General features: G+C 61.0%; 22 protein-coding genes. 4 read left to right on the forward strand and 18 right to left on the reverse strand.

Annotated elements, in window-relative coordinates; translation table 11 throughout:
- Positions 1–2 precede the first annotated feature (2 nt).
- From ACHZBF_RS00815 to ACHZBF_RS00900, 18 genes are all read right to left on the reverse strand, one after another.
- Complete coding sequence (locus tag ACHZBF_RS00815) at positions 3–2,057, reverse strand: CoA-binding protein (RefSeq protein WP_321527415.1); 2,055 nt, start codon at positions 2,055–2,057, stop codon at positions 3–5.
- A 124-nt stretch (positions 2,058–2,181) separates the two neighbouring features.
- The gene (gene pcaF / locus ACHZBF_RS00820; RefSeq protein ID WP_321527416.1) at positions 2,182–3,387 is read right to left on the reverse strand and encodes a 3-oxoadipyl-CoA thiolase; all 1,206 of its coding nucleotides are present in this window, start codon (positions 3,385–3,387) and stop codon (positions 2,182–2,184) included.
- Between the two features lie 260 nt (positions 3,388–3,647).
- Positions 3,648–4,541: a helix-turn-helix transcriptional regulator gene (locus ACHZBF_RS00825; protein WP_051302451.1), complete on the reverse strand. Its 894-nt coding sequence runs from the start codon at positions 4,539–4,541 to the stop codon at positions 3,648–3,650.
- A gap of 91 nt (positions 4,542–4,632) precedes the next feature.
- Positions 4,633–6,966: an aldehyde ferredoxin oxidoreductase C-terminal domain-containing protein gene (locus tag ACHZBF_RS00830; RefSeq protein WP_321527417.1), complete on the reverse strand. Its 2,334-nt coding sequence runs from the start codon at positions 6,964–6,966 to the stop codon at positions 4,633–4,635.
- Positions 6,967–7,193: 227 nt separating this feature from the next.
- Complete coding sequence (locus ACHZBF_RS00835) at positions 7,194–7,400, reverse strand: hypothetical protein (RefSeq protein ID WP_029134210.1); 207 nt, start codon at positions 7,398–7,400, stop codon at positions 7,194–7,196.
- 9 nt (positions 7,401–7,409) lie between these two features.
- Complete coding sequence (locus ACHZBF_RS00840) at positions 7,410–8,720, reverse strand: phenylacetate--CoA ligase family protein (protein ID WP_321527418.1); 1,311 nt, start codon at positions 8,718–8,720, stop codon at positions 7,410–7,412.
- A gap of 25 nt (positions 8,721–8,745) precedes the next feature.
- The gene (padI, locus tag ACHZBF_RS00845) at positions 8,746–10,077 is read right to left on the reverse strand and encodes an NADH-dependent phenylglyoxylate dehydrogenase subunit beta (RefSeq protein ID WP_029134212.1); all 1,332 of its coding nucleotides are present in this window, start codon (positions 10,075–10,077) and stop codon (positions 8,746–8,748) included.
- A 15-nt stretch (positions 10,078–10,092) separates the two neighbouring features.
- On the reverse strand, positions 10,093–11,346 hold the full coding sequence (padH, locus tag ACHZBF_RS00850) for an NADH-dependent phenylglyoxylate dehydrogenase subunit epsilon (RefSeq protein ID WP_029134213.1): 1,254 nt from the start codon (positions 11,344–11,346) through the stop codon (positions 10,093–10,095).
- A 10-nt stretch (positions 11,347–11,356) separates the two neighbouring features.
- Positions 11,357–12,595: an NADH-dependent phenylglyoxylate dehydrogenase subunit alpha gene (gene padG, locus ACHZBF_RS00855; protein ID WP_321527419.1), complete on the reverse strand. Its 1,239-nt coding sequence runs from the start codon at positions 12,593–12,595 to the stop codon at positions 11,357–11,359.
- Positions 12,595–12,903, reverse strand: coding sequence for an NADH-dependent phenylglyoxylate dehydrogenase subunit delta (gene padF, locus ACHZBF_RS00860; RefSeq protein WP_051302454.1), 309 nt, complete (start codon positions 12,901–12,903; stop codon positions 12,595–12,597). Before padF ends, padG begins: the two co-directional genes overlap by 1 nt.
- Positions 12,900–13,502, reverse strand: coding sequence for an NADH-dependent phenylglyoxylate dehydrogenase subunit gamma (gene padE, locus ACHZBF_RS00865; RefSeq protein WP_273438695.1), 603 nt, complete (start codon positions 13,500–13,502; stop codon positions 12,900–12,902). The genes padF and padE overlap by 4 nt, the downstream gene beginning before the upstream one ends.
- A complete protein-coding gene (locus tag ACHZBF_RS00870; protein WP_037375642.1) occupies positions 13,499–14,383 on the reverse strand; it encodes a hypothetical protein in 885 nt (294 codons plus the stop codon). Before ACHZBF_RS00870 ends, padE begins: the two co-directional genes overlap by 4 nt.
- The gene (locus ACHZBF_RS00875) at positions 14,383–15,036 is read right to left on the reverse strand and encodes a 4Fe-4S dicluster domain-containing protein (RefSeq protein WP_273438698.1); all 654 of its coding nucleotides are present in this window, start codon (positions 15,034–15,036) and stop codon (positions 14,383–14,385) included. Before ACHZBF_RS00875 ends, ACHZBF_RS00870 begins: the two co-directional genes overlap by 1 nt.
- On the reverse strand, positions 15,033–17,768 hold the full coding sequence (locus ACHZBF_RS00880; RefSeq protein WP_321527420.1) for a molybdopterin-dependent oxidoreductase: 2,736 nt from the start codon (positions 17,766–17,768) through the stop codon (positions 15,033–15,035). Before ACHZBF_RS00880 ends, ACHZBF_RS00875 begins: the two co-directional genes overlap by 4 nt.
- A gap of 12 nt (positions 17,769–17,780) precedes the next feature.
- Entirely contained in the window at positions 17,781–18,185 is a 405-nt protein-coding gene (locus ACHZBF_RS00885) for a thioesterase family protein (RefSeq protein WP_321527421.1), read from the reverse strand.
- A 298-nt stretch (positions 18,186–18,483) separates the two neighbouring features.
- Positions 18,484–19,002, reverse strand: coding sequence for a ferritin-like domain-containing protein (locus ACHZBF_RS00890; protein ID WP_029134220.1), 519 nt, complete (start codon positions 19,000–19,002; stop codon positions 18,484–18,486).
- The gene (locus ACHZBF_RS00895) at positions 18,999–19,838 is read right to left on the reverse strand and encodes a 2-oxoacid:ferredoxin oxidoreductase subunit beta (RefSeq protein ID WP_029134221.1); all 840 of its coding nucleotides are present in this window, start codon (positions 19,836–19,838) and stop codon (positions 18,999–19,001) included. Before ACHZBF_RS00895 ends, ACHZBF_RS00890 begins: the two co-directional genes overlap by 4 nt.
- Positions 19,838–21,601, reverse strand: a complete 1,764-nt coding sequence (locus ACHZBF_RS00900) for a 2-oxoacid:acceptor oxidoreductase subunit alpha (protein WP_157606841.1) — start codon at positions 21,599–21,601, stop codon at positions 19,838–19,840. Before ACHZBF_RS00900 ends, ACHZBF_RS00895 begins: the two co-directional genes overlap by 1 nt.
- 208 nt (positions 21,602–21,809) lie before the next feature.
- Between ACHZBF_RS00900 and had the strand changes: the two genes are divergently transcribed.
- From had to bcrC, 4 genes are read left to right on the forward strand one after another with little or no spacing between them, the layout of a single operon-like run.
- The gene (gene had / locus ACHZBF_RS00905; protein ID WP_029134223.1) at positions 21,810–22,883 is read left to right on the forward strand and encodes a 6-hydroxycyclohex-1-ene-1-carbonyl-CoA dehydrogenase; all 1,074 of its coding nucleotides are present in this window, start codon (positions 21,810–21,812) and stop codon (positions 22,881–22,883) included.
- A 12-nt stretch (positions 22,884–22,895) separates the two neighbouring features.
- Positions 22,896–24,032: a 6-oxocyclohex-1-ene-1-carbonyl-CoA hydratase gene (gene oah / locus ACHZBF_RS00910; RefSeq protein WP_029134224.1), complete on the forward strand. Its 1,137-nt coding sequence runs from the start codon at positions 22,896–22,898 to the stop codon at positions 24,030–24,032.
- Positions 24,033–24,035: 3 nt separating this feature from the next.
- On the forward strand, positions 24,036–24,806 hold the full coding sequence (locus ACHZBF_RS00915; RefSeq protein WP_029134225.1) for a cyclohexa-1,5-dienecarbonyl-CoA hydratase: 771 nt from the start codon (positions 24,036–24,038) through the stop codon (positions 24,804–24,806).
- 2 nt (positions 24,807–24,808) lie between these two features.
- Entirely contained in the window at positions 24,809–25,969 is a 1,161-nt protein-coding gene (bcrC, locus tag ACHZBF_RS00920; protein ID WP_084610151.1) for a benzoyl-CoA reductase subunit C, read from the forward strand.
- The last annotated feature ends 2 nt before the right edge of the window (positions 25,970–25,971 follow it).

Here is a 25,971-nt window from a genome sequence, read left to right on the forward strand (position 1 = left end):
TGTCAACCAAACCGCTTCCGGATCTCCTCCGCCCGCAGCCGTGCCCGGGTGTAGCTGGACAGCGCCTTGACGCCGGCGCCGCAGGAACGGAACACGCAGACGCCCTGGTCTTTCATTTTTGCCACCAGGGGTTCGTAGAGTTCGCCGCCATCGACAATGCCGATCAGCGGCTTGTCCAGTGCAGCGACCATCTTCGGCATCTGGTGGGCGATGCTCTGCTCGTCACCCAGGTCATAGCCGGGGCGCAGCTTGTTCTCCACCAGAGTGCGCATCACGGGTGACATGGGATCGAGTCCCACCACCACGGCGTCGATATTGGGATCCTTTGCCATCGCCCCGGCACACTGCAGGTGCGCTTCGTCGTCGGCGCCTGGGTTGATGTCCATCGGGTTACGGATCTCCATCAGGGCGTCCAACCGTTTCGCTTTCAGGATCTCGCCGATGCGGGTCTCGGTCTCGGCCGAGAGGGCGGCCACTTCGAGTGAGAAGTTGTCCGACTGAACGTTGTCGGCCATACCCACGGCCTCGAAGCCGGCGCCGCTGACTGCGCCCAGCCGGTTACCGCCGATGGTCTTGTCGTGCAGGCAGTCGGCTATGTAGAACAGGTCGTTGAAGCGGTCGAAGTCGTCGCAGACCATGCCGCCGGCCTGGGTGATCACCGCTTCCAGCAGTGCGAAGTCTCCTGCGATCGAGGCGGTGTGGCCCATGGTGGCGTTGGCGCCGAACTCGGAGCGGCCCGCCTTGTAGAGCACCACTTGCTTGCCCTTCAGCACCGCCTTGCGCACGCCCTTGGCGAAGTGCAGGCCATCCAGGTCGCGGAAGCCCTCGGCGTAGACGCCGATGGTGTCTATGCCGTCCAGCTCGGCGAAATAGTTGACCATGTCGCCGTGGGTGAGGTCGTTCTGGTTGCCCAGCGCGGTCATGTAGGCGGGGTCGAGCCAGGGATTATGGCTGATACGGGTGATCATGAAGGCGCCGCTCTGGCTGATCAGGGCCGAGTTGCGTTGCGCCTTCTTTTGCCCCTGGGGCAGGCGGTTCTTGGGGATAAACCAGGTGTCGTACTCACCGGGATGGGAAACGATGCCGAGGCAGTTGCCGCCGAGGAAAACCGGGCCGCCGTCCTCGCTGTGATGCGCCTCGTTGATGCGTTTCATCATGGCCGCCGCCGGTTCCCGACTGGCGGTGGTCTCGCCCAGTCCGCCGGGGATCAGCATCACCGCCTCGGCGGCGTTGGTGGCGATCACCTCGTCCACCAGGTCGTAGACCGCGTCGGCGGCAATGGCAACCACGAACAGGTCCAGCTTGTGCTCCAGGGAGGCGAGGCTCTCGGCGCATTTGACGCCGTCGATCTCATCCTCGTTGGGGCGGATGATGGTGATCTGCGAAGCCGGGTAGCCACTGGCCAGAATATTCTTGAGGATGATGCGACCGAAGTTCATCTTGCTGCCGGAGACACCGATAATGCCGATCGATTTTGGATGCAGCATCTTGCCGATTTTCTTTACCGGGCGCGGAGCCGGCACCGGGGTGGGACGGCTGTACTCGCAGACGCCCTCACCGAGGGCGATCCGGTTATCGATAAAGCTGAACGGGTTGAGTTCCAGGCACTCCAGCACGAACGGGGCGTCCGGGTTGGTCGGGGCGTAGTGTCGGGCCAGGCTGATGAAGGCGGTGAAGCAGTCGCTCAGGTTCTGGTCGTCTACCTTTCCTTCCAGTTTGCGATAGGCGATGGTCGCCTTGAATGCCTGCAGCAGATCTTCACCGCTGGTCAGGTCGGCGGCGGCACTGACGCCGCCCTGGCCCTTACGCAGGGCGCTGGCCAGCAGTTCGCCGGTCTCGCCACCCAGCCCGGCGCTGATCACCATGCCGAATTCGCGGGTGTTACGGATAGCGAGGGAGAGCTCAATGCCGGTGCCGGGTTCGACACTGGCCAGCGGCAGGCCGGCCATCTCTAGCAACTGCCGCAGGTCGGCGTCGTGCAGGGTCTGGTGGCCGTCGCCGGTGCGGGTCTGCAGCAGGGCGGTGATGCCGTCCAGGTCGGGGGTGTTGTTTGTCATAGTGCTGTTCCTGATAGTGATCTGTGTCTGTCATTGGCCGTAGGAGCGGCTTCAGCCGCGATTGTGTCGCGGCATATCGGCCCGGGGCGGGCCTCCTACAGGTCGTTTTTAGCGCTGGGTGGCATCAAACCCGCTCAATCACCACGGCTATGCCCTGGCCAACGCCTATGCACATGGTGCAGAGGGCATAGCGGCCCCCGCTGCGATGCAGCTGGTAAGTGGCGGTGGTGAGCAGGCGTGCGCCGCTCATGCCAAGAGGGTGTCCCAGGGCGATCGCGCCGCCATTGGGATTGATGCGCGCGTCGTCATCGGCCAGTCCCAGGTGCCGTGTCACCGCCAGGGCCTGGGCGGCAAACGCCTCGTTGAGTTCGATGACATCCATCTGGTCCAGGGTCAGTCCGAGCCGTTTCAGCAGCTTTTCGCTCGCGGGTGCCGGGCCAAAGCCCATGGTGCGCGGCGGAACACCGGCGGTGGCCATGCCGAGGATGCGGGCGCGGGGTGTCAGCCCCTGTTGCCGGGCCGCCTGTTCGGAGGCGATCAGCAGTGCACATGCACCGTCATTGACGCCCGAGGCGTTACCGGCGGTGACGCTCCCCTCGGGATGGACGATGGGGCGCAGTTTCGTCAGCTGATCGATCCGGGTCTGGGGCCGGGCGTGTTCGTCCTGACTGAAGATGACCGGGTCGCCCTTGCGTTGGGGAAGGGTGACAGGGATGATCTCTTCGGCCAGCCGACCCGCTTCCTGGGCGGCGCCGGTGAGTTGCTGGGAGCGCAGGGCGAAGGCATCCTGATCCTCGCGACTGATGCCGAACTCGACTGCCAGATTCTCGGCGGTTTCGGGCATCGAATCGACACCGTACATCTCCTTCATTTTCCTGTTGATGAAGCGCCAGCCGATGGTGGTGTCGAAAATCTCCGCCTGGCGCGAGAAGGCGCTCTCCGCCTTGCCCATGACGAACGGGGCGCGGGACATGGATTCCACACCGCCGGCAATCATCAATTCCGCCTCGCCGCTCTTGATGGCGCGGGCGGCTGTGCCTACCGCATCCATGCCGGAACCGCAAAGCCGGTTCAGGGTGCCGCCGGGCACGGCATCGGGCAGGCCGGCCAGCAGGGCGGTCATGCGTGCCACGTTGCGGTTATCCTCGCCTGCCTGATTGGCGCAGCCGTAGAGCAGATCGTCCAGCTGATACCAGTCGACATCAGGATTGCGCTCCATCAGCGCCTGGACCGGCAGGGCGGCAAGATCGTCAGTGCGCAGGGCAGCGAGGGTGCCGCCATAGCGACCGATCGGGGTGCGGATGGCATCGCAGATAAAGGCTTCGGGCATGTTTATGCTCCTTTGGTTGAATGTTGGTTGTCCAATGTTGTTCAGTGATCCGTCGGCCTGTAGAAGCGACGCCCCCGTCGCGAACGTTTCGTGGTCGCATCGGCCCGGGGCGGGCCTCCTACAGCAATTGTCTCGGACCACGGCGATTTCGGCCCGGACGTGGGCCTCCTGCCGGTATGGCTTGGCTATGGGAATTCAGTGTGGGAAAAGGCAGGTGTAGCCGGTCGGGCCGGCCGGGTAGCAAAACGAACGCTGGCCGGTCAGTTGCCCTGCAAGTAGGGCGCGCACTGCTGAATCAGCACTTCGAGACTCTGCTCGATGGTCTGGCCCGAGGTCATGATCTCGAAATTCGCCAGACGGTAGTCCGCTTCCCGTTCATCCAATATCAGTTTCAGATCATCCATCGCCTGCTGGCTGCCTGCCATCGGACGCATGTCACCCTGTTCAATGACACGGTTCATGTGATCCTCCGGTAGCGCACGCACCCAGATGGTGTAGAAGTGCTCCCGCAGCATCCGGAAGGTCTCCGCCTCGGAGATCAGACTGCCGCCGGTCTCCAGCACCACGTGCCGATAGTCGGTAATGGTCTGCTGCAGCGCCTGCAGCTCCAGCCGGCGGTAGTTGCCCTGGCCGGTGAGGGAGATCAACTCGCCTATGTCCATCCCCGCCAGTCGTGAGGTCACGTTCTGCAAGCGGATGAACGGCACCTGGAAATGCTTTGCCAGCAGTTCACCCAGGGTACTTTTGCCACTGCCGCGCATCCCGATCAGGGCTACGCCGCGATAGACGCCCTGGCCAGGCGAGAAGGCGTTACGCAACAGCTTGAACGCCTTCTCCTGTATCTCGGGAGTGAAGGTATCGATCAACTCGCCGAGCGGCGGGTACTTGATGCAGGTCTCTTCCTGCTCAGGTAGCAGTGAGCCGATACGTACCCCGAGAGCGTTGGCGATACGTGATAGCAGGGCCAGTGAGACATTGGCGGTGCCGCGTTCCAGCTGGGCCAGATAACGCTCCGAGACGTCCGAATGAAAGGCCAGGTTCTTGCGTGTCAGCCCGCGCCGCGAACGCACGGAACGCACCCGAGAGCCGACCACTTCGGTGAGCTCTTCAATACCTGCGTCTTCCCCTGTGGGGGGGTTGATTGTCTCGGTCATGCCTTCACGTTCCTATGAGTAACCTCTCCAGCCTGATATTACCATGATACTGATATTTGTACCTTTTCCACATTGATTTCTGTCTATATATTTACCCCCCCGCCAGCATCGGTACCAGACTCACTTCGTCGCCATTGTGCAGGGTCATTCCCTGTTCAGAGGCGACTACCAGATGATCGTTGATGGAGATACCGAACGAACTGTCGCCCAGCGCCTCAGCCGCCTGCGGCAGGCTGTTTTTCAGGCGCTGCCTCAGCTCCCGGATATCTTTCACCGGCCGGTTGATGACTAGGCTGTTGCGTTTGACCCCGGGCAGTTTCGGCAGATTTACCTTCAGGCTGTAACCGGTCAGCACCTGGGAGAGGCTGTCCCACCAGTCGCTGCTGGGCAGTCCATCCGGTTCGAAGCCGGAAACTTCGTAGAAACGCTGTTTCATCTCATCGAACGCCTGCTGATCAATCTTTTCGCCGCTGAATGGGCCGGCGCTGTTGGGTTCCTCGAACCAGCGTCTGGGCAGGGTGTCGTCGGCATCGGTGAGACCGCGCAGGGCATTGATCATGCGCTCCACGGCGATCACGTTGCGACCGCTGTTGAGCAGGTCGTCGCTGCTCATCTCGATCCCGGTCAGCAACTTGAGCTGCTGCGCAAACTCCTCGGTACCGGTCAGGGACGGCGAGTTGAACAGCTTGGTGGTAAAGCGGCACATGCCTACCGAGTCGCCGACCGCGAAGGTATCCTCGCAGCGGCGTACCGCGTACTCCTTGCCGCCGTACTGATTCGGTTCCGCGGAGACCTTGCCGCCATACAGGGCGGTCTTGAACTCGGCGTCGTCGTTGATACGGGCGTTGATCTCCAGGGTGACCCGGTTGCGCAGGTGATCCATGCCGCGGGTCGCTACCGCCAGCCCCAGGGCAAACGCCTTGAGGATGCGGCTGTCATGGGGGTCGGACTGGAACAGCCCCTTAACGGTCATGCGATAGTCCAGTGCCTCGGGCGGATACTTGCCGGTGGCCACCGCCTGGCTGGAATCGGCCACCACGTCACCGAAGCCTTCGCGCCGGGCCAGCATGAACAGCAGTTTTTCTACCGCCTCATAGTTGCCCCAGCTCAGGTCAAGGCCGCCGGTAATGGTCTGGTCGATAACGCCGCGCTGGTAGAGCTCCATGGCCCAACCGATGGCGCCTCCGGTACCGGAGGAGTCGAGTCCCAGGTCGTTGAGGATGTTGTTCAGCCGCAGCACCTTTTCCGGTTCCGTGATGCCAATGTTGGGGCCGAACTTGCCGACGGTGACATATTCCGGACCATCGCCCTTGTCGTACCGGTCGAATACCCCGTCGCCCTTGATACCCTGGTAGCTGGCGGTGTGTTCATGCTGCACCTCCGCCTGCGAGGTATCGTAGCTGGCGTTGCCGGTCACGCCTTTCAGCGCGTTGGCGCCAAAGCCACCCTTGGCGCCGGGAGTCATGTCGTTCAACGGCCGGCACTTCACCGGGCACTTGTAACAACCGTCCATGCCGGTGCGGTAGCCGTCGAAATTGTCGGCGTCCAGGTCCTCCACCCAGGTGTTCTCCTGGTTGTTCTTGGTGCCGATGGCACCAAGGATACGGCTTGGCTTGTACAGAAACGGGGTGCCAACGGTCTTCAGTGCGTTGTGAATCACGCTGGTGCTGATCACCTTGTTGCTGATCTCCTTGGCTCCCAGCTTGAACTCCTTGGAGGTGGCGATCTTGCCCGGCGCGCCATCGATCATGATCGCCTTGAGACCCAGTGAGCCCATCTTGGCGCCGGGGCCGCCACGCGCCCAGATCGCCTTGATACCACCCATGATGCCGGCACTCAGGGCCAGGTTCTCGCCGGCGCTGGTGATACGCGCCAGGGCCATGTCCTTGCGCTCGGTGCGTTCGAAATCTCGCTCGATCGCCTCGGTAACGTCCAGGTTGTCCATCCCGAGGTAGGGGGTGGCATCAAGGAACTGCACGTCGTCGAATGAGATCTTCAACAGGGTCCACTGCGGGTTGCGCCCATAAACTACCAGGTGGTCATAACCGTGGTGGCGCATGAAAGCGGGGAAATAGTCGCCGACATTACTGTCGAGGATGGCGTCACTCTCCGGAGAGAGGCTGGTGACATTGCCCCGGGTGGCGGAGGCCATGTAGCCGGTGAAGACCCCGCTGCCGAAGATCAACGGTACCTGTGGATCGAGAGGTTTGAGCGGTTCCGCCTGCTCGGTTGCGAGCAGATTGTAGAGCAGGTACATGTTGGCACCGCGGCCGCTGAGGAAGGTGGTCAACACCTCCTTCGGCAGATAGGCCTTGCGGTGGCTGCGCCGCTCCAGATCCACGAACAGTACAGCTCCCTGAGTGGGGTACTGGGGTGCATCATGCAGGCGGTTCAGCAATGCGTCGACGCGATCTCTGGTATTCATGACATATCCTCTGACATTCTCCTGTTACCGATTCGGCAGCAGGCGGGCCGGGCGTGTACAGGCCTCCGTTGCCTGCATACGCCCACTCCCTGTGTAGCTCCCTTTGCCGGAAGCCGCTGTTGATCCATGTTTACCCGAGGGGCGGAGTCAACGCCGACCCCGACCTTTCGGTGGCGGAGCTGGTCCGCCCTGCGGACGCCCTGCGGGCGCCGATCCGTTTTGAATCGCTACTTCTGTTGAAACAGATTGCAACCGAACTCGCCACGCATCTGTATCCCGGCGAATTCATCATCGGTGCGCACCAGGGCGCGCAGCGGATTTGAGCGCATCTGCTCGAACAGTTCGCAAACGCCGAACCCTTCCTGCTCATGCTCGTTGCGCAGGACGACGTTCTCCTCATAACGCCAGTGACTACAGCTGTGACAAAAGCTCACGAGTGCCTCCTATTTTTTTCGCAGATCGCGAACCCGAATGGCCTTGCCCTGGGAACGGGGAACCTCGCCGGTATCCAGTACGTTGACTGTACAGGTCACGCCGATCATCGACTTGATGTGGTGTTTCACTTCCGCGCCGAGCGCCTTTCTGTCACCGATGAAATCGGGTTCCGGCTCGATATCTACGCTCAGGGTGTCCATGATGCCCTCACGCTGGATCACTAGCTGGTAGTGGGGCGCCACGCCGGCAACACTCACCAGCACCGACTCGATCTGTGACGGATAGACGTTGACGCCGCGGATGATCATCATGTCGTCGTTGCGACCGGTGACGCGCAGGATGCGCACATGGGAGCGGCCGCAGCTGCACGGCTCATCGGTCAGCTTGGTGATGTCGTGAGTACGGTAGCGGATGATCGGCAGCGCTTCCTTGGTCAGGGTGGTGATCACCAGTTCGCCCACCTCGCCATAGGGCAGGGGTTGCAGCGTTTCGGGATCGACGATCTCGAACAGGAAGTGATCCTCCCAGCCGTGCAGGCCGTTCTGCTCGGTACATTCGCAGGCCACGCCCGGGCCCATGATCTCGGACAGGCCATAGATATCCATCGCCTTCACGCCAAGCTGTTTCTCCAGCTCGCCACGAATCTCGTCGCTCCAGGGCTCGGCACCGAATATACCCACGCGCAGTGGTCCGGCCGCCAGGTCCACGCCCTCACTCCTGGCCACCTCGGCAATGTTGAGGGCGTAGGAGGGGGTGGAGAGCAGTACGTGGGAGCCAAAATCGCTCATCACCGCAATCTGCTTCTCGGTATTGCCACCGGACATGGGGGTGACGGTGCACTTCAGCCGCTCGGCACCGTAATGGGCGCCCAGCCCGCCGGTGAACAGGCCGTAACCATAGGCGTTGTGCACAATGTCGCCGGGGCGGGCGCCGGCACAGGAGATGCTGCGTGCCATCAGGTCGGCCCAGTTTTTGATGTCCCCATCGGTGTAACCAACCACGGTCGGCTTGCCGGTGGTGCCGGAAGAGGCGTGCAGCCGGGAGATCTGTTCCCGGGGCACGGCGAACATGTTGAACGGGTAGGCGTCGCGCAGATCGTTCTTTACCGTGAAGGGAAACTTGGCGAGATCTTCCAGGTTTTCCAGGTCATGAGGCTTCACACCCTGTGCATCGAACGCCTCCCGATAGTGCGGGACGTTGTCATAGGCGTGCTGCAGGCGTGTCTTCAGTCGCTGCAACTGCAGTTGCAACAACTGCTCACGCGGCATGCATTCGGCTTCTTGATCAAAATAATAATTATCGGCACCAGTATCTGACATGGTGTCACACTCCTCGTTGTATTTTTTAGTTTAGTCCGGCAAAGCGTTTTAGGGATTTTACCCGTTCATTGACCTGCTCCTGTATGTGAGCCAACTGCTCTTTGCTCACATGGCGGTACTTGCCACTCAGGTTCAGATAAGCCTCGACCGGCAGGGGGTTATCGATGGAGTGGGTGAAGCGCAGTTCACCCCCCCGCTCATACTCCCAGAGGGGAGCAAAGTTGGTCTCCACGCCCTTGCGGCAGACCTCGATGGTCTGGGACGACGGGAAGCGCCAGCCGGTGGGACAGGGAGAGTAGATGTGCAGATAGGCAAAGCCGCGTTCGGAGGCGGCCAGTGCCTTGTCCAGTTTTTCATAATAGTCCTCAACGAAGGCGGTAGAGGCGGTGGCCACGTACTCGCAGTTGTGGTTCATCATGATCATGGCGAGATTTTTCTGGCTGGTGCGCTTGCCTTTCATCTCGGTGCCCACCGGCGTGGTGGTGGTCCAGGAGCCGTAGGAGGTGCTGCCGGACGCCTGCATGCCGGTGTTCATGTAGCCTTCGTTATCGACACAGATAAACAGGATCTGATCATTGCGCTCGGCCGCACCGGAGAGCGACTGGAAGCCCACGTCACCGGCTCCGCCATCGCCGGCCAGTGCCATGGCGGTGACATTGCGGCCCATGCGGTTGTACTGCTTTTTCACCCCCGCCAGCATCGAAGCAGTGTTGGTCAGCAGCGGATGGAATACCGGGACCTTGGTGCCGGTGGTGCCGTTGAATCCGACCGAACCCATGCCGGGGATGCAGCCGGGCGGGGTGGCCAGCACCGTGTCGGGTCCCACCTTGCGCAACGAGTGGCGCATGATCATCTCGGAGTTGCAGCCCTGACAGGCGGAGAGCCCGGGTACGAACAGGTCTTCCCGCTCATGCTGCTCGTTGAAAATACTGGCCGAGGTGATATAGGTCAGCGCGCCGCTCGGGCACGCCTTGACGCAGGCCGGGTCGCCATCGCAATGATCGCACTTGGCCACATGCTTCAGTTCGGCGTTGTAGGTGATGCCGCCGTAGGTACAGCCGACGGTGCAGAGCAGGCAGTCGATACAGAGACTCTCGTCCCAGTCGATCAGGCCGGTCTCCGGGTTCTTGGTCAGGGCGGTGGAGGGGCAGCTCTTGGTGCACTCCGGGTCGCCGCATTGACGGCACAGGGCCAGTTCCGGAGGGTTGCCGTTGAAGCCGGCGACAATCTTGATCCGTGAATGCAGCAGGTCGTCGGTACCTGCCTTGATCTGGGAACAGGCGGTCATGCAGGCATTGCAGTCGTTGCACAGTTCGCAGCGCGACGGATCGAAGGCGATGGTGTTATAAGCGGTCATAAATCTGTTCTCCCGTTATCGCCAGGTGCTGGACATGAGGGCGCGGCCGGTTTCCAGCGGTCGGGCGATAAAGGCATCTTTTACCGGGGTGAGATCGATCTTGCGCAGGATCAGTTGCCACATGATGCCGGCATCCATCTCTTCATTGATGCTGGAGATGCCATGCAGCCGGTTATCCTTGAGCAGGATCTTCAGGTAGCGCTGGTTATCGTCATCGGTCCGGGTCAGTTCTTCCAGTTGCGCATCGGCCATGCACTGGCCGACCGAAATCGCCTGTTGGCCGAAGAAGGTGTAGGTGTTGATCGGCACACCGCCCACGTAGGGTGCGAGTGCATGATCCTCGGCCATATCCATGGCGGCAATCGCGCCCTGGGTAACGGCATCCGGCAGGATGCCCATCATCACCTTGTCCTCGCCATAGAAGTCGGCGGCCTGGGCGACATCGCCGGCGGCCCAGATATTCGGTGCGTCGGTGCGCATGTTGCGATCCACCAGGACGCCCTGGTCCACCTGGACCGAGGTGCCCTTGAGATAATCGAGTTGCGGTTTCACGCCGGTGGCTACCAGCAGCAGGTCGGCCTCCAGGCTGTTGCCATTCTCCAGGGTGATCCGACAGCCGTTATCCTGCGATTCAACTTTAACTACCCGGCTACCCATCACCATGTGGATGCCGTTGTCGTTGAAGGCGGTCTCGATGACCGAAGCGGCGCGCGGGTCGAAATAACCCGGCAGCACCTGGTCACACATCTCCACGATGGTGACATCGAGACCGGCGTGGCGCAGGTTCTCCGCTCCGTGCATGCCGATCAGACCGGCACCCAGCACCACGGCGCGCTTTGCCTTGCCGGCATGCTCACGCAGATCAATGGCGTGCTGCATGGTGCGCAGGACATGGAACGGTGTCTCGCTGAGTCCCGGAATCGGCGGGATGATCGGGTCGGCCCCGGTGGCCAGCAGCAGTTTTTCATACTGCCACTGGTCGCCGGATTTGAGGCTGGCGACCCGGTCGTTCTCATTAATGGCCACCAGTTCGTTGTCGCTGATCAGGGTGACGTTGTGTTGGGTGAAATAATCCGCCTTGCGCAGCACCACCCGCTCCGGGGCACTCTGTCCCGACACCACGTAGGGCAGGATGGTGGGTGAGTAGGGTGCGTGGGCATCGCGGGTCACCAGGGTGATGGGGGATGTCTCATCCACCAGGCGAATCCGGTGGACCGCTTCCAGGCCGGCATGACTGGCACCGGCGATGAGATAGTGGGTCGTGTTCATCGGGTGCTCCTCAATCGTTCTCGTTCAGCCACACCGGGCCGTCGAATTCAGTACCCGCCAGCAATTGCGCGGTGCGCTCGATGGCGCGGGCGAAGTGGGCTTCGGTCAGGTCGGCACCGGCCAGTCCGCCAATGAAGGAGCCGGAGGCAACCGGTTTGCCGGCGCGGTAGAGGCAGCTCAGTACCTCCTGGTAGAGCGGTCCGCAATCCCAGCCGTAGTGCACAGAGCGATCCACCACGCCGACCGCCTCGACCTTTTTCAGGGCGCGGGTCATGGCCTGGACGGGGAACGGGCGGAAGGTCTTGATCTTGATCAGGCCGACCCGTTCACCGCGCAGCCGGGCGCTGTCGATGGCATCCTTGGCGGCACCGGTCATGGAGCCGATGGTGACCAGGGCGTAGTCGGCGTCATCCAGCCGGTACTCCTCCACCAGCGGGGCATAGTCGCGACCGAAAATATCCGCCCAGTCGGCATGGGCCTGTTCGATCACGCCGAGGGCGTTCTGCATGCCTTCACAGAGACCCTTGCGATAGGCGACGAACTTGCTCGGCCCCGGACCGCCGGCGCCACCGGTGAGCGGATCGACGGCCATGGGCCGCATGGGATCCAGCGCCACATGCCAGTTGACGTCCTTCTCGCCCAGGTAGTCATCTACAGCGGACTGCTCCGGCACGTCCACCTGGGTGACGCCGTAGGAGAGATAGTTGCCGTCATGGCAGATATTCACCGGCAGCATCACGTCGTGATGCTCGGCAATGCGGTAGGCCATGACGGTGGTGTCCAGCACCTCCTGCACGGTCTCGCAGTAGATCTGGATCCAGCCGGTCTCCTTCATGGTCATGGCGTCCTGCTGGCCACCCCAGACGCATTGCGGGGTGATGCCGTCGCGGGTGACCAGCGAGGCGACGATCGGCAGGCGCATGCCCGGCGTGCGCCAGTACGGTTCAAACATGAAGGCGAGACCGGGACCGCAGGTGGCGGTATAGGTGCGGCCACCCGCGAGGGCGGCGCCGTGCAGGGCGGAGAGCACGCTGTGCTCACCCTCCACGTTCATCAGTTCCGCCTGTATCTTGCCGTCGGCAATAAACTGGGAGACGTACTCCACCAGCGAGGACTGGGGGGTGATCGGATACACCGCCACCAGGTCGGGGCGGGCCAGGGCGACGGCCCAGGCGGCCGCCTCGTTGCCGTCACAGACAATGGACTGGGCGCAGCCGGGGTGTTTCATCTTCAGGGCAGGCGTGGCCATTACTTGATCTCCTCAATCATCTTGATGGCATTGTGCGGACACTCCACGGCACAGATACCGCAACCCTTGCAGGTGTCGTAGTTGACATCGAACCAGGCCGGCTTCTCGACGATGCACTGTACCGGACAGAAGATCCAACAGATGGCGCACTTGACGCATTTGGCGCGGTCGACGATTGGCCGCTCGGCGCGCCAGTCGCCCGGCAGCATGCCGTTCTCGATGATGGCGACCGGGCAGAGGTTGTCCGGTACCTGGCTCATGTCGGGACGCGGGTGGGCTTTCATCTTGTAATCCGGGTCGTTGCTCATACCCACTCTCCTCCCTGTCGCTGTTTCACTATCGATTCGTTGAAGCCGCGTTCGACCGCGATCAGATTCTGCTCCAGGCCGGCGTCGCGGAAGTTGGCCGACTCCAGTCCGGCACGCAGTCCCTCCATGGTGACGATGCCGGTGGCCTTGGCGAAGGCGCCGAGCATAATGGTGTTGGTGATGGGACGGCGGAATACCTCCATGCCGATGGAGACGGCATCGCACAGCACTACCCTGGTGATCTGCTCCGGACAGTTGAGGGACTCGGCCGACTGGCGCGTGGCCTGGATCAGGGTGCTGTTCGGCTGCACCCCGGCAAAAATATCCACCGCCTTGGGGATGCTCGGATCGATACAGATAATGTAATCCGGCGCATAGATATTGGTGACCGCCCGCAAGGGTCGGTCGGAATAGCGCAAGAAGGCGGCCACTGGCGCGCCGCGCCGCTCGAAGCCGAAAGCCGGGATGGCGGTGACATGCTGTCCGCTCATGACTATGGCCTTGGCGAGGATCTTGGAGGCGAGCACCGCGCCCTGTCCGCCGCGACCATGCAGGCGTACCTCGTGGGTGGTTTTTTGTTCTACTGCGGTTATTGTCATTGTGGCAATCTCCAGCCGGGTTTCAGTCCGGGGCCGGGCTTGCCGCCGCCCCGCGCCGGGGTGTGAGTGATGGCAAAGCCCTGGTAGTAGGCCGCATAGATGATGATCTGGTACTTGCAGAACCAGCCGCACAGCACCATGAAAAATCCGGCTACCGCCGCCAGCGGTAACTGATAGGCCGCGTAACTCTTGCCCAGGAACAGCAGCACGAGCGGCGTGGCTATACCAAGCAGGGTGATGACGATGTTGGCCCGTTCCAGCACCTGCAGCGTCTGCTCCGGTGCGTTGTTGGCCAGTGAGTAGCGGTAGTTGAGCCAGGCCGCGCCGCGCAGGAATACCAGCGAGAGGGCGATGATCCAGCCATAGCCGACGAACAGGGCGGCCACGTTGCCTTCCACCAGCCCGGCAAATATCAGCAACACACCCATGCCCTCGGTCAGGCCGGTGGTCACGATCAGCGGATTGATGGCATTGGTGCGCCAGGCCGGGATGCCCTTGGCCATGTGCAGGATACGCGCCTGGGCATACAGAAACAGGGCCGCCGGGATGGCGCTCAGGATCAGCAGGGAAGTGGAGCCGGTAAAGAAGGTGAGGATGCCCAGTGGCAGCAGCAGCATGGCCACCATGCCTTCGCGGGTCATCCAGGAGGTGGCCGGGTTGCGGAACACGTTCATGGAGCGCAGCGGGCGGCCGATCTCCAGCCATACCAGACCCAGGCCGGTGGCGACGAAGGCGCTGGCGAGCAGGGCGTAGCCGGTGGTGTGCAGCCCCAGGGCCGACAACAGGGCTGCGACCACCAGCAGACCGGAGCCGGTGCCGCCGCAGATGAAGTTGCCGGCAGCGCGCCAGTCCCAGCGTTTCTGTAGAGTAGGACCTAACATTATTTACGTTCCCACAGGTAATAGAAGCCCGAGCCGGTTTCCAGCTCTTCGTGCATCTGGAAGTATTCATGTGTGCGCAGCAGCTGGGACACGTTGCTCTCCGGATCGTCGATGTCGCCGAAAATCAGGGCATTGGCGATACAGCTGTTGGCGCAGGCCGGCGTGGCGTCCGGGTCGATGCCCGGCGTGAGGCCGTTGGCGGTGCCATAGTCGATGCGGTCAACGCAGAAGGTGCACTTCTGCGCCACCGCGCGGCGTTCGCTGTGGGGCACCTTCTGCTCATGTTTCATCTGACCGAACTGCTTGCCATAGGCCTTGTTGGGTATGTCCACCCGGTCCCGGGCCTGATAGGGACAGGCCTGGATACAGTAGGCACAGCCGATACAGAGATCGTAGTCGATGGAGACGATGCCGTCGGGCCGCTTGTAGGTGGCCAGGGTGGGGCAGACATCGGCACAGGGCGCATCCAGACAGTGGTTGCAACCCACCGGAATGAAGGCGCGGCGTACATTGGGGTAGGTGCCGACTTCAAAATCCAGTACCTTGCGCCACTGCACCCCGGGTGCCGTGGCATTGGTGTGCTTGCAGGCCGCGGTGCAGGTCTGGCAACCGACGCAGCGGTTGATATCGGCGACCATCACATAACGGGTCATTTGGCATCTCCAATCTTCTTGATCTTGACTCGGGCCAGATCCGCGCCGGAACCGCTGGAGTCGGTCAGATCCAGCAGCATCGGTACCAGGGAGTTCATGCTCGGTACGTCAAAATCCTTGGCAAACGGGGTCGCCCAGTGGTCGAACTGGCCCATCAGCATCAGGGTGTCGGGGCGGATGCCCTGGCGGGTGACCAGGATGCCCCGGGTGGCGCTGAGCGGTGAGGTGATCTCCACCCGGTCGCCATCCTTGAGGCCCAGCTTGTGCGCCTGACCGGTGTTCATCACCAGGCCGCCATGGGTACCGATGTTCTGGGATACTTCGCGGATCATCTGGATCGAGACATTGCCGCCCCAGGCGTACTGCATACTGCGGGAGGTGACCAGCCAGAACGGATAATCGCTGATATCGACACCGAAGTTGCGCTCCAGCGCCCCTTCCCAGAGTGCCTGGAAATCCATCATGTCGGGCAGTCCCTCGTACTCTTCCAACTGCTCGTCCCACCAGCTGATGCCGCGCTCGTGCAGGCGCCGACCCAGCTGTACGCCGACCCGCTTCAGGGTCTCCTGGTAGGGCAGTTCATAGCGCACACCCTCATCCTCCATCTTGGCGGTGAGGTACCACTTGATGCGCGGGAAGCCGGTGAGTCGGTAGCCCTTCTCCTTGTAGTAGTCGAGGCCCTGGCTCTCCTTGCCGCCGGTAATCTCGGCACTGGCCGCCTTGCAGTTGGCGTCCCAGATGGTCTCGACGTCGTGGGCCTGGCTCTCGTCCAGGCTGAAATCGTAATAGTCGGTCTTCAGTGCGACGCCGGCGGCGCCGCGGTTGACGGCCTTGTTGTACTTCTCCAGCACGCCACAGCGTCGTGCCAGCTCGGTACTGATCCAGGTAAAGTCGCGGGTGTCGCCCTGCGGCTCGGTCACCGGCTGGCGCAGGGCAAAGCCCTGATGATCCCAGAACTGTTCGATAAATTTGGTACCGCCGATACGGATCAGCTGCAGCCCCTCCAGGTCGGTGCGATCCGGCAGCAGGATATCCGCCATGTGGTTGGTCTCGTCGCGGGTATAGGCGAAACAGACCGTGAACGGGAAGGTGGCGATGGTTTCGGTGATCTGCTCGGTATCCCAGAAGGAGATGGCCGGATTGGTGCGATAGACGAACCAGAGGGCCGGCTTGGTGGCCTGTGGCCAATGCTCCGGCCCCTTCTCCTGCTGCATCCAGGCCAGATGAGTCGGCCCCAGGGCCTGGCTCCAGGCCGAGTTACCGACCAGCGGCACCAGGGTGCGGTTGGCGTTACGTACCTCCGGCTTGGCGACCCAGTTCTCCTTGTCGGTCGGATTCATCGGATAGGCGAGGAAGCCGTCCTCGGAAAGCTTGACGCTGTCGTTGCGATCGGAGGCGGGGCGGTTGATACGCACGGTGGTGCCGATGGTACCACCCGGCACTTCCAGTGCACCCACCAGCACTGCCAGCATGGTACGGGCCCAGCAGCAGTGGAAGCCGCCCCAGCCGTTGTTGACGGTCTTGCCGAGGGTGACCGCGACCGGGCGCAGCGGCATGGTGCGCCCGTCCACCTCGATGGTCTCGCCGATGCGGGCGTGATCCAGGTACTCCAGGGCGATGCGGCGGATGATCTTGTGGTCCACATCGCAGACCCGTCCGGCCCATAGCGGGGTGAACGGCTTCATGTGTTCAACCAGTTTCTCAAAGGCCGTGGTGACCTTGATATCCTGGTGCTCCCAGCGATCCTCGTCGGCGCCCAGCTCGATGCCGCTGAGGATGTACTGTCCCTCCAGGGCCGGTTCGGTATCCGGCGTATCAAAGGGCACCGCCTGCTTGCTTTTCAGGTCATAGATCAGCGGCTTTTTGGTCTCCGGGTCACGCAGGTAGTAGCCGTTGGGCGCCACCAGGTAGGGGGAGCCGGTGCGATCACGCAGGAACACCTTGTCCAGGCGGTCGCGCTGCTCATGCAGCAGCACATGGATGAGTGCGAACATGAATGCCGGATCGGTCTTCGGCCTGATCGGCACCCATTCGGAGGAGGCGGCACCGGTCTGGGAGAGATGCGGTTCAACCTGAATCCGTTTGACTCCCCGGTCGCGGGCGTCGGCATGCCGTTTTACACCGCACACACCACCGGAGGCCTCGATATTCATGCCGAAGGAGATAATGTAATCGCACTTCGGTGTATCCGGGGTGACGATGAAGGCGCGGTGCCAGAGCTCACCGTAAAGATGCTCCGAATGGTAGCACTTGACGCCCTGGCCGCTGCCGAATCCCATGTCGATCGGGGTGATGGCACTGAGGAATGCGGGGAAGGTGCCCATGTAGTAGGTGGAGGTGCCGCCGCCGCCGAAACTGGCGGCGATCTTGGGGTAGCCCGCCTCGTCGGTCTTGCCTTCGACCTGGATCTGTTTCACCTTGTCGGCGATGGTGTCCAGCGCCTCGTCCCAGCTGATCGGGACAAACTTCGGATCTTCGTTGCGCCCCTTCTTCGGATTGGTCCGCTTCATCGGGGTGAGAATGCGATGCGGATTGTAGACCTTCTGAATCAGTCCAAACGCCTTGACGCACACCTTGCCAGCGGCCGGTGTGCAGTCCGCCGCGTCGAAGTTGGGTTGCACCTCGGTGGCGATACCGTCTTCGACCCGGACGTTGAGCAGGTCGGGACCGGCGACGCACTGATAACAGTATGTCGGGATCTTGGTCTTGCCTGTGGGTGATTCAGTGGTCATGGCTGTCTGCCTTTAGCTGGTTGCTTTTGCGGCCTTGGATTTAAGCCGTGCGGCGGTCTGCTCGGTATCCACGATAAAGCGGGTATGTTTGCCCCTGGCGACATTCTCCAGCGCGTCACGGGCGGTGAACTCGTAGCTCACCATGCGACCCTTTACCTCGGTGATGGTGCTGGTGATCTCCACCCACATACCGAGCAGGGTGGCGCCGGTGTGATCCATTTCAACCCGGGTGCCGACCGAGTCCTCACCTGCATCCAGATGCTCCAGCAGCAGGTTGCGGCTGGTCACTTCCATATCGTAGATCAGGCTGGGTGTTGAATAGACCGCGCAGTCGTTGCCGACAAAGTTTACGGTACGAGCCTTGTCAATCTCGTAGCGGTCGGTTCTTGCCAGTCCTTCCTTCAAGCTCTCTTTCATTGCCTATGCCTTCGTCTGTTATTGTTCAAGTAAGGGTTTTGAATCGTCTTGTCAGTGACAATCCGATACAGTTTTCATGTTCGCATTTATTATTATTGATTTAGTTTCAAAATAAACTATTTGGTGCAATCGTCAACCGGTTTTTGTTCCAATTGAGTTGTTTCTGACAATTGTCAGATGATCCTGGGATGGTACGTGGTCAGATGTAAAGTCCGCAGAATCTGACGAGTAAAACGAACCCCGTCGACCACGTGATAATCTCCTTTTTAAAAAGTTATTAAAGAAACTATCTGTTGCTTTACTCAAGCAGCAAGGGTGGATCCTCATCCTCGTCCCAGCCTGCTTCAGGCACTGGATGCGCTGCGCGTTTCTGTTTCAGGTAGTCACGGAATTCACTGGCCTCCCGGGCAAAGCTGCGCGCCAGTTTCTGTACCTCCGCAACCGTCGAACCCTGTTCGATCTGTCGGAACAGGTCAGCGGCACTCTGCTCGACATCCATTGCCAGGGTCAGGGTGTGGTAGGGCGTCATCATATAGTGGGCGCTGCTGTGTCCCGGCACCTCGGTATTGATGGCGTCATCCCAGTTGTAATCCCAGGGTGGGATATGTGGCAGGGTCAGTCCTTCGCTGAGTTCCTGCACCACCCGGGTACGGCTATTCTGCTTTTTTTCCAGCCAGCGGAAGAGCTCCGCCGCTTCCGGATTGTTCATCACCTCCATCTGGTCGGCAAACAGGTCATAGCGCTCAACCATTTCCGAGAGCATGGCCAGGGTGCGGGCAAGTAGTTCGACCTTGCTGTCGATCTGTGACCCGGTCACAACACGAACCCCTGTTCCAGGTCCGACAGGTGTTCAACCGTGGTTTTCAGCTCCGGTTGATAGGCAGCCCGGTCGCCCTTGTACAGCGTGCCGAGGAAGAAGTTGTCATCGGTCATCAGCCGCTTGGCGGCGACCGCCGGATCCTTGGTCGGCTCGACCGGCGCCGCGCGCACCATTTTCTTCCAGTCCTTCTGTTCGGGGCGGAAGGTGACGCAGGGGCTGAGCATGTGCACAAAGGAGAAGCCGGGATGGCGAATCGCGTCCACCAGTACCTTGGCCGCGCCGTTGGGATCGGTGCTGGAGGCGCGGGCAATAAAGTTGGCACCGGAGGCGAGGGCGATCACCAGCGGGTAATAGGGATTGATCTTGGTGCCACCCGGGGTCAGTTTGCTCTTGTCCCAATCGGGATCGGTGGTGGGGGATGCCTGGCCCTTGGTCATGCCATAGACCTGGTTGTCCATGACGATATAGGTCATATCCACGTTGCGCCGGCAGGCGTGCATGAAGTGGTTGCCGCCGATGGAGAAACCGTCACCGTCGCCACCCGCCGCCAGTACCGTGAGGTCGGGACGCGAGACTTTGAGACCGGTCGCAACGGGCAGCGCACGGCCGTGAACGGCATGGAATCCGTAGACGTTAAGGTAGGCGGGCAGACGCGAGGAGCAGCCGATGCCGGAGACCAGCGCGACGTTTTCCGGCTCCAGGTTCATCTCGGACATCGCCTTGGTGATGGCCAGCAGCACACTGTAGTCACCACACCCGGGACACCAGACGGGCTTGGTGCCGGATTTGTATTCATTCGGTTTCAGGCTGGGACAGGGGTTTGCTGTTTCCATTAGTCGTTCTCCCACGCTTTGAGTTCGCTGTAGACATCATCGGGACGGATCATCAGGGGGCCGGGGACGGCCATGGAGCGAAGTTCGCATGGCAGGTCATAATGGGCGCGCAGATAGTGATAGAACTGTGCCCCGTGGCACTGTTCGACCACCAGGGTGCGTTGCACGCCGGCCAGGGCGGCCGCCAGGCGTTCCGGTTGTGTCGGTGACAGCAGACGCATGCTGATCAGCCTGACCTTGTGGCCTTCCGCCGCCAGCATGTCGATCGCCTCGCTGACCGGCCCGGTGCTCGAGCCCCAGGTCAGTACCGCCATGTCGCCTTTACCCTCGATCTTGGCCCAGTGATCACCATAGTCAAACTGGTCAAGCTTGCGCTTGCGCTTGTTCAACTGCTGGATATGGTCCTCGGCCCGGCTGGAGGGAGTGCCGGTGGGGGAGTGTTCCAGGCCGTCGGCGGTGTACTGGCAGCCCGGTGTGCCCGGGATGGACATGGGAGAAACGCCGGATTCGTTGACCACATAGCGACGGAAATCTTCCGCCTTGCTGGTGATCTTGCGGCCGCCGGAGACAAACGCTATATCGGCCGGCCGGTCGATCAGGGCGCGGGTCTGGCCCAGTGACTGATCGGACAGCACGATCGATGCGGTTTGCAGGGTTTCGGCCAGGTGGGTGGCCCACTGGGTGGTGAACAGACAATCGCCAATCGACATCGGTGCGACCACGATGTGGGGTGCGTCACCGTGCAGACCGTAGAGGGCGATGTTGAGATCGCTCTGTTCCGACTTGGTCGGGATACCGGTGGAGGGGCCGCCACGCATGACGTCGACCACGACCACCGGCGTCTCCGAGGCGACGGCCAGACCGATGGATTCAATCATCAGCGCCAGACCGGGGCCGGAGGTGGCGGTGAGCGAGGGAGTGCCGCCGAAGGAGCCGCCAATCAACTGATTGATCGAGGCCAGTTCATCTTCCGCCTGCACCAGTACGCCGCCCACCTTCTTTAGATTGGGTGCCAGCCACTCGAGGATTTCTGTGCCGGGGGTGATCGGGTAGGCCGCCACAAAGCGCACGCCGCCGCGGATCGCGCCCAGGCCGGCGGCTTCATTGCCGGTGATGCTCCAGCGCTCCACCTGGGAGTTGGCTTCAATCCGGAATTCCGGGATATCAGGAATAGCGGATGCCTGCTCGATACCGGCCCTGACGCCAGACATGCTGGCCTCGATAGCCGCCTCGCCTTTTTTTGACAACGACTTGGTCAACACCTTTTCCAGGGCGTCCACCGGCAGGTTGATCAGCTGCGCCAGAGCGCCGAGCGCCACCATGTTGGGGCGTCCGCCAGTGATGCCCTTGGCCAGTTCGCTCAGGGGCAGTTCCACATAACGTCCACCCATATTGCTGATGGCATCAGGTACCTGGCCGCCCACATCGCCGATCACGATGCTGTTGCTGTCCAGAATGATCTCGCCGACAAAACGGTCGGCGTTCAGCCAGTCGATGGCCAGCAGGATATCGAAACGACCCTTGTGGGTCTCCACGGGTTGAGGGGAGAGGCGCAGCAGGGCGGCGGCTTCACCGCCGCGGATCTGTGGGCCCGATGAACGGGTCATCATGCCGTACCAGCCGGCCTGGCCAGCTGCGTCCAGGAGTTGCTGGCCGGCAGTCATGACACCGGAACCTCCACTGCCGAGCATGGCAATGGAGAGTGAACGGGGAGCGCCTGTGGAACTGCCTTTGGCGGTCTCGGTGGATGCAGAATTGTTCATTAGATATACCTTATAAATATGATATATATCGCAGGATTTTGCTGGGATTTACCCGATTGGTTGCAGGTGAAATGAATCATATTTCATGAAATGGGTCGTGTCAAAGGAAATATAGTACACAATTTTAGGTTGACAAGGGTTGAAAGTGAAATATAATTCATTGCCACAGCGTAAGTGCGTGAAATGAAAATTTCGGAGAGAGCAGACTATGAGTATTAATGGATACCGTTGGCAAATGACTGCTGTTGGCGAGCCTTTCGCCAAGCAGGAGTGCACTTTCGAGACGCCAGTGGCAGGTGAGGTAACGGTGGAAGTGGCCGGCTGCGGTGTCTGCCATACCGATCTTGGTTTTCTATATGACGGTGTCCGTACCAACCACGAGTTGCCCCTGACCCTGGGGCATGAAATCAGCGGCCGGGTAGTCGCCTGTGGAGAAGGTGCCGAGGCCATGCTGGGCAAGGCGGTGGTAATTCCCGCGGTGATGCCCTGTGGTGAGTGTGATCTCTGCCAGCGCGGCCTGGGTACCATGTGCCGCAGCCAAAAGATGCCGGGTAACGATATCCAGGGCGGCTTCGCTTCCCATATTAATGTGCCGGCCCGCGGACTCTGTCCGGTGGATGAGGCCCAGCTCGAGGCGGCCGGTATGAGTCTGGCCGAAGTGGCGGTGCTGGCCGATGCGGTGACCACCCCCTACCAGGCCGCGGTGCTGGCCGGGATCAATGAGGGTGATGTGGCCATTGTGATCGGTGTTGGCGGTGTCGGTGGCTACGCGGTGCAGATTGCCAACGCCATGGGGGCCCATGTGGTCGCTATCGACGTGGATCAGGGCAAGCTGGATCAGCTGAAGGATTTTGGTGCCGAGTTGACCCTGAACGCCAAGGAGCACGATGCCCGTGCGATCAAAAAGCTGATTAAAGAGCATGTGAAGTCGAATGGGCTGCGTGCCACCGAGTGGAAGATTTTTGAATGTTCCGGTTCGGCTCCGGGTCAGGAGACCGCCTTCAGTCTGCTGACCTACGGCTCCCATCTGGCGGTGGTCGGTTTTACCATGGCCAAGCTGGAGTTGCGGCTGTCAAATCTGATGGCCTTCAGCGCCCGCCTGCAGGGCAACTGGGGTTGCCTGCCTGAATACTATCCAAAAGCGCTTGATCTGGTGATGCAGAACAAGATTCAGATGAAGCCCTTTGTGAAACTTCATTCGTTAAACGATATCAACGCGGTGTTTGAAGCGGCCAAGGGCCACCTTCTGACCGAGCGTGCCATTCTGGTTCCGAATCTTTAAAGGGGACGTATTATGAGAGATTCAACACGCAGCATTATCAATAACACCAAGCCGGCCGCCATGGTTGACCATAACCTGGTTCCTGAACTCAGTTTCGAGGGACTGCTGGTCGAGAAACGGCCTGCCAAGCGCCGTGACGGTACCGTGGCAGAGGGGCTCTACAACATGTGGATCACCCTGAATAACCCGGCCCAATATAACTCCTATACTACTGAGATGGTGAAGGGCGTGATCCTCGCGTTCCGTGCCGCCAGTTCCGCCCGTGATGTGAACGCCGTGGTGTTTACCGGTGCCGGCGACAAGGCGTTCTGTACCGGTGGCAATACCAAGGAATATGCCGAGTACTATGCCGGCAACCCGCAGGAATACCGTCAGTATATGCGCCTGTTTAACGACATGGTCAGCGCCATGTTGGGCTGCGACAAGCCGGTGATCTGCCGGGTCAATGGCATGCGTATCGGCGGCGGACAGGAGATCGGCATGGCGGCGGATTACTCCGTGGCACAGGATCTGGCCAACTTCGGCCAGGCTGGTCCCAAGCACGGTTCCGCGGCCATTGGCGGCGCTACCGACTTCCTGCCGGTCATGATCGGCTGCGAGCAGGCGATGGTTTCCGGCACGCTGTGTGAGCCCTTCTCGGCACACAAGGCGTACCGCCTGGGTATCGTCTCCCAGATCGTACCGGCCCTGAAGGTGGACGGTAAGTTTGTCGCCAACCCGATGGCGGTCACCGACCAGATGCTGGATGAGTATGGTCGCATCGTGCACGGTGAGTTCAAGAGTGGCGAAGAGGCCAAGGCGGCCAAGGCACTGATCAAGCAGGGCGAGATCGATCTGAGCCTGCTGGACCAGGCGGTGGAAGATCTCTGCGCCAAGCTGATCGAGACCTTCCCCGAGTGCATGACCAAAAGTCTTGAGGAACTGCGCAAACCGAAACTGGAGGCGTGGAACCGCAACAAGGAAAACTCCCGGGCTTGGTTGGCCCTGAACATGATGAACGAGGCCCGCACCGGTTTCCGTGCCTTCAATGAAGGCAATCGCGAGGTGGGACGTGAGATCGACTTTGTCGCCCTGCGCCAGGCCCTGGCAGAGGCGGCTCCCTGGACTCCCGAGCTGATCGAGAGCCTGATGCCGGGTAAGGAGGGCTGAGGCATGAGCGATTCGCCGCTCAAGGTTTGGATGGACCGGGACGGGGCGCTGCTGCGGCTGCGGCTCAACCGGCCCAAGGCCAATATTGTGGATGCCGCCATGATCGGCGCACTGCAGACGGCCTTCGAGCAATATGCCGGGCAGGCTTCGTTGCGCGCTGTGCTGCTGGATGCTGAAGGTCCCCACTTCAGCTTTGGCGCCAGTGTGGAGGAGCATCTGCCCGGCAGTTGCGCTGCCATGCTGCGCAGCCTGCATCGCCTGATTGAGACCATGCTGGATTTCCCGGTGCCGATCCTGGTAGCCATCCGGGGTCAGTGTCTGGGCGGTGGCCTGGAAGTGGTCGCGGCCGGCAGCCAGTTGTTTGCCGCGCCCGATGCGCGTCTGGGTCAGCCGGAGATACAGCTGGCGGTGTTCGCCCCGGCGGCCTCCTGCCTGCTACCCGAGCGAATCGGTCTGGCCAACGCGGAAGACCTGCTGTTTTCCGGTCGCAGCGTCAAGAGTGACGAGGCCCTGAGCATGGGGCTGGTTAATCAGGTTGCCGAAGATCCCGAGGCAGCGGCAATCGCCTATTTCGACAAATTCCTTGCGCCCCATTCGGCCTCTTCGCTGCGTTTTGCAGTGCAGGCGGCCAGAAGTGATGTGGTGGCGCGTATCAAAGCCAAACTGGCAAGCGTTGAAGCCCTTTATCTGGACGGTCTGATGGCCAGTCATGATGCTGTAGAAGGTTTAAATGCGTTCCTTGAGAAACGTCCAGCCAAATGGGAGGACAGGTAAGTATGAGTACTGCAGAGATAATCGCACGCTGTGAAGAGTTGTATGAAGATACTACTTTCGCTGCATCACGTGCCTGGAAAGAGGCGGCTCCCGGTCGCAAAGTGGTTGGATTCATGCCGGTGTACATTCCGGAGGAGATCATCCATGCCGCCGGCATGCTGCCCCTGGGCATCCTGGGTGGTGGTGACGGCCTGGAGGTGATCCATGGTGACGCCTTCTACCAGAGCTACATCTGCCGCATCCCCCGTTCCACCATTGAACTGGGCCTGACCGGTCGTCTCGACTTTGTCGATGGCATGCTGTTCCCCAGCATCTGCGACGTAATCCGCAACCTCTCCGGTATGTGGAAGCTGATGAAGCCGAACGTCTATGCCAAGTATTTTGACGTACCGCAGAACTACCGCGATGACATCGGTGGCGAGTATTACCAGAGGGAGATGCAGGAGCTGCGCCATGACATGGAGAAGCTCTCCGGTAACAAGATTACCGATGAGGCGCTGAGCAACTCCATCGCCATCTATAACCAGCACCGTCAACTGGTGCGTGATGTCTACGCCATGCGTTCCGACGAGCCCTGGAAGGTGCCGAGTTCCGAGGTCTATCTGCTGATGCGTGCCGGTCAGGTACTGCCGGTTGAAGAGCATATTGTGATGCTGACCGACTACATGGCAGCGGCCCAGGAAGAGGATCGTCCGATCCGCGATAACTGTCGCATCATCACTTGTGGTGCGTTCTGTGAACAGCCGCCGCTGAACCTGATCAAGTCGATCGAGATGGCCGGTTGTTATGTGGTGGATGATGACTACATGCTGGTCAACCGCTGGCTGATGGAAGAGGTGCCCACGGAGGGTGACCCGATCAAGAACCTGGCGGATGCCTTCCTCCATCACTCGGCCGACTCTTCCGCCAAATACTGCGACACCCAGGAGAAGGTTGGTCAGTATCTACTGGACTCGGTAAGGAAAAACAAGGCGGAAGGTGTGATCTTCGCCGCGCCGAGTTTCTGTGACCCGGCCCTGCTGGAACGCCCCCTGCTGGCCGCCAAGATGAGCGAGAATGATGTACCGCACATCTCCTTTAAATATGCAGAGAACTCGGGTCAGATGCAGCCGATCCGCGAACAGGCGGGTACCTTTGCCGATTCCCTCAAGCTGTGGAGCTAAGA

It is taken from the genome of Sedimenticola selenatireducens, from assembly GCF_963675335.2.
In the GTDB taxonomy this organism is placed as follows: domain Bacteria; phylum Pseudomonadota; class Gammaproteobacteria; order Chromatiales; family Chromatiaceae; genus Sedimenticola; species Sedimenticola selenatireducens.

Coding starts and splice junctions, on each gene's coding strand:
- ACHZBF_RS00815 (WP_321527415.1), bottom strand. CDS start 2,057: ATGACAAACAACACCCCCGACCTGGACGGCATCACCGCCCTGCTGCAG.
- pcaF (WP_321527416.1), bottom strand. CDS start 3,387: ATGCCCGAAGCCTTTATCTGCGATGCCATCCGCACCCCGATCGGTCGC.
- ACHZBF_RS00825 (WP_051302451.1), bottom strand. CDS start 4,541: ATGACCGAGACAATCAACCCCCCCACAGGGGAAGACGCAGGTATTGAA.
- ACHZBF_RS00830 (WP_321527417.1), bottom strand. CDS start 6,966: ATGAATACCAGAGATCGCGTCGACGCATTGCTGAACCGCCTGCATGAT.
- ACHZBF_RS00840 (WP_321527418.1), bottom strand. CDS start 8,720: ATGTCAGATACTGGTGCCGATAATTATTATTTTGATCAAGAAGCCGAA.
- padI (WP_029134212.1), bottom strand. CDS start 10,077: ATGACCGCTTATAACACCATCGCCTTCGATCCGTCGCGCTGCGAACTG.
- padH (WP_029134213.1), bottom strand. CDS start 11,346: ATGAACACGACCCACTATCTCATCGCCGGTGCCAGTCATGCCGGCCTG.
- padG (WP_321527419.1), bottom strand. CDS start 12,595: ATGGCCACGCCTGCCCTGAAGATGAAACACCCCGGCTGCGCCCAGTCC.
- padF (WP_051302454.1), bottom strand. CDS start 12,903: ATGAGCAACGACCCGGATTACAAGATGAAAGCCCACCCGCGTCCCGAC.
- padE (WP_273438695.1), bottom strand. CDS start 13,502: ATGACAATAACCGCAGTAGAACAAAAAACCACCCACGAGGTACGCCTG.
- ACHZBF_RS00870 (WP_037375642.1), bottom strand. CDS start 14,383: ATGTTAGGTCCTACTCTACAGAAACGCTGGGACTGGCGCGCTGCCGGC.
- ACHZBF_RS00875 (WP_273438698.1), bottom strand. CDS start 15,036: ATGACCCGTTATGTGATGGTCGCCGATATCAACCGCTGCGTCGGTTGC.
- ACHZBF_RS00880 (WP_321527420.1), bottom strand. CDS start 17,768: ATGACCACTGAATCACCCACAGGCAAGACCAAGATCCCGACATACTGT.
- ACHZBF_RS00885 (WP_321527421.1), bottom strand. CDS start 18,185: ATGAAAGAGAGCTTGAAGGAAGGACTGGCAAGAACCGACCGCTACGAG.
- ACHZBF_RS00895 (WP_029134221.1), bottom strand. CDS start 19,838: ATGGAAACAGCAAACCCCTGTCCCAGCCTGAAACCGAATGAATACAAA.
- ACHZBF_RS00900 (WP_157606841.1), bottom strand. CDS start 21,601: ATGAACAATTCTGCATCCACCGAGACCGCCAAAGGCAGTTCCACAGGC.
- had (WP_029134223.1), top strand. CDS start 21,810: ATGAGTATTAATGGATACCGTTGGCAAATGACTGCTGTTGGCGAGCCT.
- oah (WP_029134224.1), top strand. CDS start 22,896: ATGAGAGATTCAACACGCAGCATTATCAATAACACCAAGCCGGCCGCC.
- ACHZBF_RS00915 (WP_029134225.1), top strand. CDS start 24,036: ATGAGCGATTCGCCGCTCAAGGTTTGGATGGACCGGGACGGGGCGCTG.
- bcrC (WP_084610151.1), top strand. CDS start 24,809: ATGAGTACTGCAGAGATAATCGCACGCTGTGAAGAGTTGTATGAAGAT.